Below are 14548 nucleotides of genomic sequence, written 5' to 3'. Positions count from 1 at the left end.
GAGGCCCAGTCCACGTGCGGCGACGGCTCGTCCACGTGCAGCGTCCGCGGCAGAACCCCGTGCCGCATCGCCATCACCATCTTGATCACACCGCCGACACCCGCCGCAGCCTGCGTGTGCCCAACGTTCGACTTCAGCGAGCCCAGCCACAGCGGATCGCCCGACCGGTCCCGGCCGTAGGTCGCCAGCAGCGCCTCGGCCTCGATCGGATCACCCAGGGTCGTGCCGGTGCCGTGCCCCTCGACCGCATCGACGTCGGACGGCCGAAGGCCCGCGTTGGCGAGCGCAAGCCGGATCACCCGCTCCTGCGAGGGTCCGTTCGGCGCCGTCAGGCCGTTGCTCGCGCCGTCCTGGTTCACCGCACTCCCGCGGATCACCGCCAGCACCTTGTGACCCTTGCGACGCGCGTCCGACAGCCGCTCCAGCAGGAGCAGGCCCGAGCCCTCGGCCCAGCCCGTGCCGTCGGCGGCGGCCGCGTACGCCTTGCAGCGCCCGTCCGCCGAGATGGCCCGCTGGCGGCTGAACTCCACGAAGATGCTCGGCCGGGACAGGACCGTGACGCCGCCCGCGAGGGCCATCGAGCACTCGCCGGAGCGCAGCGCCTTTGCTGCCAGGGCGATCGAGACGAGCGAGGACGAGCAGGCGGTGTCGACCGTGACGGCCGGGCCCTCGAAGCCGAACGTGTAGGAGATCCGGCCGGAGGCGACGCTGGCCGCGGAGGCGATCGTCAGGTAGCCCTCGACCTCGGAGGCCCGGTCGCTGGTGCCGGCGACGTACTGGTAGTCCGAGTACATGAGGCCGCAGAAGACACCGGTGTCGCTGCCGCGCAGCGTCGTCGGGTCGATGCCGGCGTCCTCGAAGGCCTCCCACGCGCCCTCCAGCAGCAGCCGCTGCTGCGGGTCCATGACCACGGCCTCACGGGGGCTCAGGCCGAAGAACTCGGCGTCGAACTCGTCCGCGCCTTCGATGAAGCCGCCCTCACGGGTGTACGCGGTACCGGGGTTGTCCGGGTCCGGGTCGTAGAGCCGTCCGAGTTCCCAGCCGCGGCCCTCCGGGAACGGGGACACCGCGTCCCGGCCCGATGCCACCAGCTCCCACAGCTCCTCGGGGGAGGTCACTCCGCCGGGGTAGCGGCAGCTCATTCCCACGATCGCCAACGGCTCGCTGGCCTGGTCCATGAGCTGCTTGTTCTGTCGCCGCAGGCGCTCGGTCTCCTTGATCGACTTCCGGAGAGCGCCGACGATGTCATTCTTGTCGGTGGACATTCCTACTCCTTCACGTCAGGGCACGGGGCGGGGAACCGCGTTCCGGGCAGCACGAATGACACGTTCTTCTTCCTCCTGACCGCCCGAATCCGGATTCGGAGGGCCATGCCGCCTGTCGACCGGCACCGCCCACCGACGGCCCGGACCGATTCCGGGCCGTCGGTGGTACGGCTGGGGGTCAGAGCAGGCCCTTGTCCCGGAGCTTCGTCGAGACGTCGATGAAGTTGCTCAGCTGCTCGTCGGTGTGCGCGGCGTTGATGATGATGCGGAGCACCGCCTGGCCGCGGCGGGCCGCCGGGTACAGGTACGGCGGCACCCGGATGCCCTCTTCGAGGTAGGCGTGGAAGAGCTCCACGCACTTGCGTTCGTCGCCGATCACGAGCGAGGAGAAGCAGGTCTCGGTGTCGGTGACGGGGAGTTCGGCGTCGAGGAGCATCTTGCGGAAGTCGGCGACCTTCGCCAGGTAGCCGTCGACGATCTCCGGCTCGTCGTACGCGAGCAGCTTGGTGATGTAGTCCGTGCCGGCCGCGGCCGGTGCGGACATGCCCGCGGTGAACGATCCGGTGCCGGACAGCAGCTCGAATCCCAGGATGGCGTCCTTGGGACCGGCGATGAGGCCGCCTTCGAGCCCGACGGCCTTCTTCATGGACACCATGATGAAGTCGGCGCGCTGCATGCCCTCGTACTCTTCGGCGAACTTGCGGTGCGGAGGGCCGTAGAGCAGGAAGCCGTTGGCGTCGTCGACGTACGACACCGCGCCGTAGCGCTCGCACACGTCGACGAGTTCGTGCATCGGGGCCACCGTGCCGTCGATGGAGAACACCGACTCCAGCACGACGACGACCCGCTTGCCGGCCAGTCCCTTGAGCACCTCTTCGAGGCTCTCCACGGAGTTGTGCTTGAACGAGAAGATCCGTTCGCCGAACTTCAGGCCCTCGACGGACTTCCACAGCGACCAGTGCGCATCGCGGTCGAACACGAAGACCACGTCGCGGTTGACCATGGCGACACCGGGCATGAACGAATGGGTACCGGACATCGCGTTGATGAAGCCGATGTTGGCCAGCGTGCCGGTCCCGAAGCTGATCGCCGCTTCCTTCTTCAGGTACGCGGCAATCGTGGTCTCCATCTCGATGTGAGCGGGAGAGACACCCTGAACGGTACGGGATCCGCCGCTGGCCAGGCCGTACTTCCTGGTGGCGTCGAGCAGGCGGTTCATCACGTCTTCGCGGCGCTGCAGGTTCAGCATGTTCACCGACGCGAAGTTGGACACCAGGGTGTCGGTGCCGTGGACGGCGCCGGGGATGAGGCTGGACACCGGCGGGCCGGTGATACCGGCGGCCCGGATGCCCTCGGCGAACTTGTCGAAGTTCCAGCCGGGAAGAGTCGTCATCGTGAGCAGACCTCGTTTTCCTTCGTCAGCGTGTGGATACCTGGGCCGGCGCGTCGTCGGGCCGGGCGCGGTAGGGGTGCTCGTCCGCGGGCCGTCCCGTCGGGTCAGCCCTGTGCGGCAGCCTCGTGAGCCGGTGCCCCGGCGCCGGAGCGGCCGTCCGCCAGTTCGCGCAGCCGGTCGAGGAGGCCCGACGCCTGCAGGTCGCTGACGGGGATCGAGGCCAGCAGGGCGCGGACCGCGTCCTCCTCGGTCGGCTCGGCGGCGGTCTCGCTCGCCGGCTTCACCAGGGTGAGCAGGAACTGCGCGATCGCCAGCGACGTCGGGTGGTCGAACACGAGGGTGGCCGGCAGTTGCAGCGACGTGAGGCGGGTGAGCCGGTTGCCGAGTTCGACGGCGCTGAGCGAGTCGAATCCGAGCGACTGGAGCTCACGCTCCGGGTCGACCGTGTCCGCCGCGTCGTGGCCGAGCACCGCGGCGACCTGGGCGCGTACGAGGTCGAGGACGACCTTCTCGCGGTCGGCCTCCGCGACGCCGGCGAGCCGCTGGTCCAGCGACCGGCCGCTGTCCGGGCCGCCGGCCGGTGCCCGCACCAGCCCGCGCAGCAGCCCCGGCAGCATGCCGCCGGACGCCTGGCGGCGCAGGGCGGCGTGGTCGAGCCGTACGGGGGCCAGCAGGGCGGTGTCCAGGCCGAGGGCCTGGTCGAACAGCTCCAGCCCGAGGGCCGCGGGGAGCGAGCGGACGCCCATCCGCTCCAGCCGGGCGATGTCCGAGGCCTCCAGCTGCGCGGCCATGCCCGCGTCGTTCGCCCACAGGCCCCAGGCGAGGGACGTGGCGGGGAGTCCGTCGGCGCGCCGCCGGGCGGCGAGTGCGTCGAGTGCGGCGTTGGCGGCCGCGTAGTTCGCCTGGCCGGGGCTCCCGATGAGGGCGGCCACGGACGAGAAGAGGACGAACGCCGCCGCTCCGCGGTCCTTGGTGAGCTCGTGCAGGTGCCACGCGCCGTCGGCCTTGGGGGCCATGACCCGGTTCACCTGGGCCGGGGTCATCGACTCGACCACGCCGTCGTCCAGCAGGCCGGCCGCGTGGACGACCGCGCCCAGCGGTCCCTCCACGGAGTCGAGCACCCGGGCCACCTGGTCGCGGTCGGCGACGTCGCACGCCTCGATCCGGACGTCGGCACCCGCGGCCTCCAGCTCGGACACCAGTTCGGCGGCACCTTCGGCGTCGGGACCGCGCCGGCTGACCAGCACCAGGTTCCGGGCGCCGTGCCGTTCGACGAGGTGCCGGGCCAGCAGCGCACCCAGACCGCCGGTGCCACCGGTGATGACGACGGTGCCGTCCAGGTCCGGTGCCGTCGGGACGGTCAGCACCACCTTGCCGATGTTGCGGCCCTCGCGGAGGTACCGGAACGCCTCCTGGGCACTGCGCACGTCCCAGGACCGGCACGGTCCGAGGTCGATCGCGCCCTGCGCGAAGAGCGTGAGCAGCTCGCGCAGCATCTCCTGGATGCGGTCCGCCCCCGCCTCCATCAGGTCGAAGGCGCGGTAGCGGACGCCCGGGTGCTCCCGCTCCACCGTGTCCGTGTCGCGGATGTCGGTCTTGCCGATCTCCAGGAACCGGCCGCCGCGCGGCAGCAGGCCCAGGGACGCGTCGACGTACTCCCCGGCGAGCGAGTTCAGCACCACGTCGACGCCCTCGCCGCCGGTGGCCTCCCGGAAGGTGTCCCGGAACTCCAGGTCACGCGAGGACGCGATCCGGTCGGCCGGGATGCCCCGGTCCAGCAGGGCGTTCCACTTCGGCCGGCTCGCGGTCGTGAACACCTCGGCGCCCACGTGGCGGGCCAGCTGGACCGCCGCCGAGCCCACGCCGCCGGCCGCGGCGTGCACCAGCACCCGCTCGCCGGCCTGCAGGCCGGCCAGGTCGAACAGGCCGCGGTAGGCGGTGAGGTAGACGATGGGAACCGATGCCGCCTCGGCGAACGACCACTGCGCCGGCATCGGGGCGAGCATCCGCCGGTCGGACACGGCAACGGGGCCGAAGGAGTCGGCGACGAGCCCGAACACCCGGTCCCCCGGGGCCAGGTCGGTGACGTCCGCACCGACCTCCAGGACCACACCGGCCGCCTCGGTGCCCATGTCGGCCTCGCCCGGGTACATCCCGAGCGCGATGAGCACGTCGCGGAAGTTCAGGCCGGCGGCCCGGACCCCGATCCGGACGTCGCCTGCGCCGAGCGGCCGGTCCCCGTCGGACGGAAGGACGGCCAGGCCGTCGAGCGACCCCTTGGTGGCGGCCGTCAGCCGCCACGCGCCGTCCGGCAGCACCGCGGCCTTGGCCAGGCGCGGCACCACGAACCGGTTCTCGCGCACCGCCAGCTGCGGTTCCTCGTCGAGGACGGCGGCCAGGGCTCCCCACTCGGGTGCGGCGCTGCCGTCGAGGTCGACGAGCACGAACCGGCCGGGGCGCTCGGACTGGGCACTGTGCACCAGGCCCCAGACGGCGGCCTGGGCGATGTCCGGCCGCTCGGACCCGACCGCGACGGCGCCGCGGGTCACGAAGACCAGCCGCGTGTCCACGAGCCACTCGCTGACGAGCCACTGCTGCACCAGCGTCAGGGCGTCCTCCGTGGCCTTGCGGGCGGCGGTGGCCGGGTCGCCCGCCGGGGTCTCGACCGAGACCAGGACCAGGTCGGGCGCGGGCATGCCCACGGCGACCTCGTCCTCCAGGGCGTACAGGTTGACGAACCGGTCTCCCGGGGCCTGGAGGTCGCCGAGGACCGCGAGGCGGACGTCGCGGGGTTCGGGGGTCGCGACCGTGGCCCAGTCGACCTGGTACAGCGACTGCTCGGAGCTCTTGCGCGCCCGCCCGAGCTGGCCCGGCTCCACCGTGCGCACGGCGAGCTCGTCGACGCTCACCACGAGCTCACCGGCGTCGTCGACCATGACGATCCGCACGGCGGACTCGCCGGCCGGGCTGACCCGGACGCGGACAGCGGTCGCACCGGCGCGGCCGAGCCGGATGCCCGACCAGGCGAACGGCAGCACCACCGGGTCCCCGGGCCGGGTGTCGAGCATCCCGGTGTGCAGGGTGGCGTCGAACAGCGCGGGGTGGACGGCGAATCCGGTGGCCGGGACGTCGTCGGGCAGCGCCACCTCGGCGTACACGTCGTCGCCGGTCCGCCACACGGCGCGCACGTTCTGGAAGAGCGGCCCGTAGTGGAGCCCGTACTCGGTCAGCATCGGGTACAGCCCGTCCACGGCGACCGGCTCGGCCCCGGTGGGCGGCCAGGTCGGAGCGGGCGCCGGCTCCGCCTCCGACGCCGCGGCGAGGAAGCCGCGCGCGTGGCAGACCAGCACGGACGCGTCCTCGTCGGCGGACTCCGCCGCGGACAGGACGGCGATCTCGCGGCGCCCGTCGGCGTCGGCCGCTCCCACCGTGACCTGGATCCGGCGTGCCGCCCCCTCGTCGAGGACCAGCGGCGCCTGGAGGGTGAGTTCCGCGAGCACGGGGCTGCCGACCTGCCCGCCGACGGTCAGCGCCAGGTCGACCAGTCCGGTGCCGGGGACGATGGTCACCCCGAGCACGACGTGGTCGCGGGTCCACGGCTGGAGGTCGGTGGACAGGCGACCGGTGAACACCCACTCGTCCCGGGTGCCGACCTGGACCGCGCCGAGCAGGATCGGGTGCTCCAGCGGGTTCAGTCCGAACGCGACGGCGTCACCCGCCTCGGCGCCGGGGGCCTGCCAGTACCGCTCGTTCTGGAACGCATACGTCGGGAGCTTGACCCGGGCCGCACCCGTGTTGCCGTAGTACGTGGACCAGTCCACCTCCACGCCCGCCACGTGGGCCTGTCCCAGGAACCCGACGAAGGTCCGCGCCTCGGGGCGCTTGGCCCGCAGCGCGGGCACCAGCACCGTGTCCTGCACACCCAGCTCGTCCAGGGTCTGGCGGGCCATCGCCGTCAGCACACCGTCCGGGCCGAGTTCCAGGAACCGGCGCACGCCCGCCTCGTGGAGCGTCCGCACACCGTCGGCGAACCGCACCGCCCGACGCACATGCCGCACCCAGTAGGCGGGATCGGCCAGCTCCTCCGAGACCAGACCACCCGTCACGTTCGACACCACCGCGATCCGCGGGGCGGCGTAGGACAGACCGCGGGCAACCTGCTCGAACTCCGCCAGCATCGGCTCCATGCGGGGCGAGTGGAAGGCATGGCTGACGCGCAGGCGGGAGGTCTTGCGACCCTCCCAGGCCGGCAGCCACTCCTCCACGGCATCAGCGTCACCGGACACCACCACCGCCCGCGGGCCGTTGACGGCCGCGATCTCCAGCCGGCCCTCGAACCCGGCGAGTGAGGCAGCCACCTCGTCCTCGTCGGCCTGGACCGCGACCATCGCGCCGCCTGCCGGCAGCGCGCCCATCAACCGACCGCGCGCCACCACCAGCGCACACGCATCCGCCAGCGACAACACACCCGCCACGTGCGCGGCCACGATCTCACCGACCGAGTGCCCCATCACGTAGTCCGTCCGGACCCCGAGAGACTCCACCAGCCGGAACAGCGCCACCTCAACGGCGAACAGCGCCGCCTGCGTGAACTCCGTCGCATCCAGCAGAGCCGCCTCCGCCGAACCCTCCTCCGCACTCAACAGCGCCCACAACGAACGCCCCAGCAGCGGATCCAGCTCCGCACACACCAGCTCCAGAGCAGCGTCGAACCCAGGGAACGCCCCCGCCAACTCCACACCCATCCGAGCCCGCTGCGAACCCTGGCCGGTGAACAGCACCGCGGTGCGACCCGGAACCACACGGCCCTCGACCACCCGAGCCACCGACTCACCAGAAGCCAACGCGGCCAGACCGGCAAGGAGTTCATCACGATCGGCCGCCACCACCACGCCGCGGGAATCCAGCTGCGCCCGCGACACCACCGACGAGAAGCCGACGTCCGTCAGGGAGACATCCGGCTCCGCCAGGAGATGCGCCCGCAGCCGGTCCGCCTGCTCACGCAGCGCCGCCTCGGACTTGGCCGACACGACGACCGGCACCTGGGGCACCTCGGCCGACTCCGGCGCCTCGGCCGGCTCCGCGGACGGGGCCTCCTCCAGGATCACGTGCGCGTTCGTCCCGCTGATCCCGAACGAGGAGACGGCGGCACGCCGCGGACGCTCCGCCGACGCGGGCCAGTCACGCGCCTCGGTCAGCAGCTCGACCGCGCCCGAGGCCCAGTCCACGTGCGGCGACGGCTCGTCCACATGCAGCGTGCGCGGCAGAACCCCGTGCCGCATCGCCATCACCATCTTGATCACACCGGCCACGCCGGCGGCGGCGGAGGTGTGTCCGATGTTCGACTTGATCGAGCCCAGCCACAGCGGGTCGCCCGACCGGTCCTGGCCGTAGGTCGCCAGCAGCGCCCGCGCCTCGATCGGGTCGCCCAGGGTGGTGCCGGTGCCGTGGCCCTCGACCGCGTCCACGTCCGCCGCGGTCAGGCCCGCGTTGGCCAGGGCCGCCCGGATGACGCGCTCCTGCGAGGGGCCGTTCGGGGCGGTCAGGCCGTTGCTCGCACCGTCCTGGTTCACGGCGGTACCGCGGATCACGGCGAGCACGTTGTGGCCCTTGCGGCGGGCGTCCGACAGCCGCTCCAGGACGACGAGGCCGACGCCCTCGGAGAAGCCGGTGCCGTCGGCGGCGGACGCGTAGGACTTGCAGCGCCCGTCCACCGCGAGCCCGCGCTGGCGGCTGAACTCCACGAACAGGAAGGTTCCGGACAGCACGGTGGCGCCGCCGACCAGGGCCATCGAGCACTCGCCCGAGCGCAGGGACTGCGCCGCCATGTGCAGCGCCACCGCCGACGACGAGCACGCCGTGTCCACCGACACCGCCGGGCCTTCGAGGCCGAGGGCGTAGGAGATCCGGCCGGACGCCACACTCGACGACTTGCCGGTGAGGCGGTAGCCCTCCAGCTCCGGGGCGGGCCCGTTGCCGTAGTCGGAGCCGGTCACACCGCAGAAGACCCCGATGTCGCCACCGGTGAGCGAGGTCGGGTCGATGCCCGCGTTCTCCAGCGCCTCCCAGGCCACCGGGAGCAGCAGTCGCTGCTGCGGGTCCATCGCCATCGCCTCGCGGGGGCTGACGCCGAAGAAGTCGGCGTCGAAGTCGCCCACCGCGTCGAGGAAGCCGCCGCCCCGGTTGTAGAACTTCCCGGGCTCGTCCGGGTCCGGGTCGTAGAGCCCGTCCAGGTCCCAGCCGCGGTCGGTCGGCAGCCCGGAGACGGCGTCGCGACCGGAGGCCACGAGCTCCCACAGCTCCTCGGGGGAGGTCACTCCGCCGGGGTAGCGGCAGCTCATTCCCACGATCGCCAGCGGCTCGCTCAGCTGGTCCAGGATGCGGTTCTTGTCCTGGCGCAGCCGGTCGTTCTCCTTGAGCGATTTCCGGAGCGCCTCGACGAGTTCGTTCTCATCAATGGGCATGGTTCTGGGCACCTCCAAGTCAGCGCCCCGGGGGGCGAAATGAACGTCACCCCGGGGCGGGGCGGGCGGAACGCCTCAGCTGTGTGCGCCGGCCGTGGCCGGCGTCTTCTCCTCGTCGGGGTCCGATTCGCTGATGCCGAACCGGTCGTGGAACCGCTTCAGCGGTCCGGGTGCCCACCAGTTCGCGTTGCCCAGCAGCCGCATGAAGGCGGGGACGAGCACGCCGCGGACCAGCGTCGCGTCGAGCAGGACGGCCAGCGGAAGGCCGATGCCGAGTCCCTTGACGTAGCTGACGCTGGAGAAGGTGAGGCCGGCGAATGCCATGGCGAGCAGCAGGGCTGCGTACGTGACGACGCGGCCGGTGCGTTCGAGGCCGAAGGCGACCGCTTCGTCGTTGCGGCCGGTCTTGCGGTACTCCTCCGTGATGCGGGACAGGATGAAGACCGCGTAGTCCAGCGACAGCGCGAAGGCGATCGCGACGACGACGATGGGCACGAGCCAGGTGAGTGCCCCGGTGACGACGAAGTCGCCGACGAGCCACTTCAGGTGCCCGTCCTGGAGGATGTACACCAGTGCGCCGAAGGTTGCGGACAGGCTCAGGGCACTCAGCAGGATCGCCTTCAGGGGCAGCAGGACGCTGCCGGTCAGCAGGAACAGCAGGACGAAGCTGCCGAGGGCGAGGATGGCGATGGCGATCGGCAGCCGGTCGCCCAGGACGTCGAAGGTGTCGACGGAGTCGGCCGGAGCGCCGCCGACGAGGACGGCGAAGGGCGCTGCGGTGTCCCGTACGGTGCGGACGAGCTGGGCGCCGTCGTCGCCGTAGGGGTCGACGTTGAGCACGAGGGACAGGTAGGTGTCGGCCTCGGTGGCGAACCGCGCGGAGGCGGGGTCGGGCTCCAGGACCTTCTGGCCCTTGCTGTAGCCGCCGGTGAGGGCGTCGACCCTGGCGACCGCGCTGTTCTGGGAGAGCTGCTTGGCGTACCGGTCGATGTCCGCGGTGCGGGAGGTGGGGTGTCCGATGTCCGTGGCCACCACCGTGAGGGTGTCCTGCTCGCGGTTGTCGAACTTGTCGCGGACGGCGGTGGCGACCTGTGCCGACTGGGCGGTGGGCGGCAGGATCTGCTCGTCGGGCAGCCGCGCCTTCATGTCCATCGCCGGCGCGGCGAGGAACATCATGAAGGCCAGGACCGCCAGCAGCAGGGGCACCGGGCGGCGCATCACGAACATGGCGAGCCGGTGCCAGAAGCCCTCGCTGTCGGGGCGGGCGGCGGCGTTCTTGCGGGCCCGGCGCCCGGCGATGCGCTCCGGTCCCATCCAGACCAGCAGGGCGGGCACGATCAGCAGGGTGGTGGCGGCGGCGGTGAGGCCGGTGAGGACGGAGCCGACGGCCAGCGAGCGGAAGACGGTGAACGGCAGCACCAGCATGGAGCCGAGCGCCACGGCCAGGGTGGTCGCGGAGAAGACCACGGTGCGTCCGACGGTGCGCATCGTCGTGCGGATGGCGTCCGGTACGGGTGCGCCGGCGGCGAGTTCTTCGCGGTAGCGGGTGATGAAGAGCAGGCTGTAGTCGATCGCCAGGCCCAGGCCCAGGAACGTGGTGACCATCGTCACCATGTCCGCGATCTCCAGCAGGAAGGTGATGGCGAACAGCAGGCCCATCACCACGAACGTGGTGGTGATCGCGATCGCCAGGGGCAGCAGCGCGGCCCGGAGGCTGCCGAAGATCAGGACCAGCAGGACGAGGACGACGGGGATGAAGAACGCCTCGGCCTTCAGCGAGTCGTCGGCCGCCGTTTCGAGGTTCTCCACCCACATGAGGCCGCTGCCGCCGAGTTTGACGTCGAGGCCGTCGACCGTTCCGGAGTAGGTCTTCTTCAGTTCCTTCGAACGCTCCTGCACCGCGTCGAAGTCACCGACGATGCGCCCCAGGACCAGGGCCTGCTTGTGGTCCTTGCCGCGCATCGCGGACGACTGCGTCGTCCAGTAGGAGACGACGTCGCTCACGCCCTGCTCGGCGGCGACCTTCTTGGTGAGTTCGGCGCCGGCCGCGGCCACGTCCGGAGCGTCCACCCCGCGTTCGTCCTGCACCAGGATGACGAGGTTCGGCGGTCCCTGGTCGAACCGGTCCTCAAGCGCCTGGGCGGCGCGACCGGACTCGGTCCCCGGGCTCTCGTACCCCCCGAGTGTGACACGCGACGTAAGACCGACACCGAGAGCTGCGAAGGCGAGCGCCGCGATCAGCGTGATCAGGAGCACCCGCTTGGGCCTGCTGATCGCGAGGTCGGCAATGCGGTTCAGCAACTGACACCCCTCGGTTCGCGGCGCGAGGAGGACTCACGCGAAACGTGCGACATTCGGAACCTTGACCCTCCGTTGGCGGCTGCGAGGCGGCGTTCGGGCCGCCTCGACCTCACGACTCACCAGCAATGAGCCGCCGGGTGGACGGCTGGATACACATCGATCGAGAAACGCAGGAGCCTCGACCGGGTGCCGAGGGGTCGGTATACGATGCCGCCGAGCGAGCAGGCGGAGCGCGTGCGGCCGTTGCAAGGCCGCAACTCCCGTCCGCAGGTCGGGCGTTGCCGACCGGCTCGGCCGGCGGGCCGCGTGGAGCTCCGCTGCCCGGGGCAGCAGTGCGAACGGGCCGCCGTCCCGCCGATGCGGCCGCCGGATCCGTTCGACCGTCAGGACTTCGAACCGTGCCGGGGCGAGAGCCCCGACCGGTTTGGCCCGCCGCCCGAAGGGTACGGATCGCTCACCGCGGAGCCCCCCACGCCGCCGTACGGCCCCCGTCCCGAGCCGGCGCGGACGCCGGACCGCGCCACCCCGACGAACGCGGTGTCGAAGGCTCACCCACCTGCGCGTACCTCTGACGAGTCAGCGGAGAGATCAGTGAATGCGAGCGACGACCACACGGAGCCGGCCTCGGACGATGCGGTGCTCCGCAGGCTCTCGGATGCCGTCGGATCCTGCCCCGAGAGGGTGACCGAGAGCGCCAAGGCCCTCTTCCAGCGCTTCGGTGCTCAAGGGCGCCCGGCCTTCTCCCCCGGGGGGCTGCAGCCGCACTACCCCCGGTACGCCGAAGGAGTCACGCTGAACATGACGCAGCAGTTCCTCTGACGGTTCCTCATTTCTCTGCGGAATCCGTCGGGTTACGCATCTGCAGGAAGTTGCCAACCCCTGCCGCCGCGCCACGAGCGACGACTATAGATGCAGAAGTCGACCGCGAGGAAGCGTCTTTCCGTGGGCGGGGCGAACTGCCCCCCGGTGAGTTGTATCCACGGCCGGGAGTGCGGGCTCTTCATGGTGTCAGGCCATCTCCGCTTCGACGGCACGAGCATGGTTGAACGTAGAACCATCCCTGCGTGCCTCCCATCCGACGTCCGATCAGCAGTGATCCGATAACTCCAGGGACGGACATGAGCACTACCGAAACGACTCCCGCCGCCGCCCGTTGCCCGGTCGACCACTCCGCCCGGCGCCCCCCGGTCACCATCCGGGCCGCCGATCTGCCGGCGCCGAAGGCACCGGGAGCCGTGCAGACGTACCTCTTCACGAAGTACCAGACGGACTGGCTGGAGAAGGTCCGGGACAAGCTCGGTCACCGGTTCAAGCTCCAGCTCCGCCCCGGTCCCGACATGTACGTGATCTCCGACCCGGGCGACGTCAAGGAGATGTTCCAGGCGTCCCCCGACGTCCTGCACACGGGTGCCGGGAACGACGTGTCCCGCAAGTTCTTCGGCCGGACCGGCCTCGCCTTCCTCGACGGGGACGAGCACAAGGTCCGGCGCAAGGAACTGCTGCCCAGCTTCAAGGGCACCGCGTACCTGCGGATCAAGGCCGCGATCGAGGAGATGGCCGAGCGCGACATCCCCAACTGGCCCCAGAACAAGGTGATGCCGCTTCGCCCGATCATCCACCGGTTCACCGTCGAGGTGATCCGCGAGGTCGTCTTCGGCAAGGTCACGCCCTCGTGCTGGGACCAGCTGATCGAAGAGATCATGGGCGTCGTCGAGCTGAACGAGCACATGACGGCGGCCTTCCCGCTGGAGCAGATGTCGGGCTTCTCGAACTGGCTGATCAAGTCGATCCCCAGCACCGGCCTGGCCTCCTTCCTGAAGCACCGCGCCCGCGCGGACGAGCTGCTCTTCGAGGCCTTCAACGAGCGCCGCGAGATCGGCCTGCTCGACGACGACCTGCTGTCGATGATGCTCAAGATCGAGGTCGACGGCCGCAAGCTGACCGACGTCGAACTCCGCGACGAGATCATGACGTTGTTCCTCGCCGGTACCGAGACCACCGTGTCGTCCGTCGCCTGGGCGCTGGAGTACCTGAGCCGGTTCCCCGTCGAGCTGGCTCGCTTGCGGGACGAGATCGACGCGGGTGATACTGACGACTACCTTGAGGCAGTCTGCTACGAGGTGCTCCGCCTCCGTCCGCCGCTGCCTCTGCTGATGCCCCGTGAGGTGATGAAGCCGATCCAGATCGGCGGCGTGTACTACGAACCCGGCGACATCGTGTGGGCGAGTTCCCACCTGCTGAGCACCGATCCGAACAACTTCGACGAGCCCAAGGCGTTCCGCCCCGAGCGGTACCTCAACGTCAAGCTGGACACCTCCGCCTGGGCTCCGTTCGGAGGCAACATCACCCGTTGCCCCGGCGACAAGATCGCGATAGACGAAATGAAGAGCGTGCTGCGCGTGGTGCTCTCCCACTTCGATCTGGACCGCCCCGACAAGACGCCCGAGCGGGTACACCACCGCGGAATCCTCATCAAGCCCGAGCACGGTGCCCGCATGGCGCTCCGAGCACGCAAGAGGAAGGCTGTCACTGTATGAGGGTGCCGAACGAGCTGTACACCGCCCGGCCCTGGCGGATCCACGAGTTCACCGGGGACTTCACCCTGGAGGACGTCTGGGCGCTGCCGACGCCGGGCGGACCGGACGATCTGCCGCGCCTGGTGAAGCAGTTCACCTCGAACGACGACTCCGAGATGTCCGCGGCCGTGCTTCGCGTCCTGTTCGCGATCCGCTGGAAGATCGGCGCGCTTCTCAAGCTGGACAAGGCCGAGGACGGCGTCGGCAAGCGGGTGACGTCCCTGCGCGACCGGCTGCCGGCCGACCTCCTGGAGCTGCCCGACGGACCGGACTTCGAGCTGGTGCCGCTCCGGTCCGTCTACCAGACGGACACCGAGTACGTGGCCGAGATGGCCAACAAGACCTGCCACGTGCTGATGCACATCGGCTGGGTCCCGGACGGGTCCGGCCGGTACCGCGGCGAGATGGCCGCGCTGGTCAAGCCCAACGGGCTGTTCGGCAAGGCCTACATGGCCGGGATCACGCCCTTCCGCCGCACCCTGGTGGTCCCCGCCCTGATCCGCGGGATCGGCAGCAACTGGTCGAAGTACGCCTGACGACCCCCGGACG

At 70.9% G+C, this 14548-nt stretch carries 7 protein-coding genes; 3 read left to right on the top strand and 4 right to left on the bottom strand.

Annotated elements, in window-relative coordinates:
* From ACIPSC_RS38215 to ACIPSC_RS38200, 4 genes are all read right to left on the bottom strand, one after another.
* A partial coding sequence (locus tag ACIPSC_RS38215; RefSeq protein WP_400834715.1) for a type I polyketide synthase occupies nucleotides 1–1265 on the bottom strand: 1265 nt, incomplete at its 3' end.
* A 178-nt stretch (nucleotides 1266–1443) separates the two neighbouring features.
* A complete protein-coding gene (locus ACIPSC_RS38210) occupies nucleotides 1444–2658 on the bottom strand; it encodes an aminotransferase class I/II-fold pyridoxal phosphate-dependent enzyme (RefSeq protein ID WP_400834712.1) in 1215 nt (404 codons plus the stop codon).
* A 104-nt stretch (nucleotides 2659–2762) separates the two neighbouring features.
* Entirely contained in the window at nucleotides 2763–9122 is a 6360-nt protein-coding gene (locus ACIPSC_RS38205) for an SDR family NAD(P)-dependent oxidoreductase (RefSeq protein ID WP_400834709.1), read from the bottom strand.
* A gap of 75 nt (nucleotides 9123–9197) precedes the next feature.
* Nucleotides 9198–11423, bottom strand: coding sequence for an MMPL family transporter (locus ACIPSC_RS38200; protein ID WP_400834706.1), 2226 nt, complete (start codon nucleotides 11421–11423; stop codon nucleotides 9198–9200).
* 681 nt (nucleotides 11424–12104) lie between these two features.
* Between ACIPSC_RS38200 and ACIPSC_RS38195 the strand changes: the two genes are divergently transcribed.
* The 3 genes from ACIPSC_RS38195 (at nucleotide 12105) to ACIPSC_RS38185 (ending at nucleotide 14535) form a co-directional block, all read left to right on the top strand.
* Nucleotides 12105–12242 carry a hypothetical protein gene (locus ACIPSC_RS38195; protein ID WP_400834703.1) on the top strand — a complete coding sequence of 46 codons (138 nt, stop codon included), beginning with the start codon at nucleotides 12105–12107 and terminating at the stop codon, nucleotides 12240–12242.
* Nucleotides 12243–12541: 299 nt separating this feature from the next.
* Nucleotides 12542–13960 (top strand): cytochrome P450, encoded by a 1419-nt coding sequence (locus ACIPSC_RS38190; RefSeq protein WP_400834700.1) that lies wholly within the window; start codon nucleotides 12542–12544, stop codon nucleotides 13958–13960.
* A complete protein-coding gene (locus ACIPSC_RS38185) occupies nucleotides 13957–14535 on the top strand; it encodes a DUF2867 domain-containing protein (RefSeq protein ID WP_400834697.1) in 579 nt (192 codons plus the stop codon). Before ACIPSC_RS38190 ends, ACIPSC_RS38185 begins: the two co-directional genes overlap by 4 nt.
* The last annotated feature ends 13 nt before the right edge of the window (nucleotides 14536–14548 follow it).

This window comes from Kitasatospora sp. NPDC090091 (assembly GCF_044747365.1).
Lineage (GTDB): Bacteria > Actinomycetota > Actinomycetes > Streptomycetales > Streptomycetaceae > Kitasatospora.
This window is presented reverse-complemented; position numbering and strand designations above follow the sequence as displayed.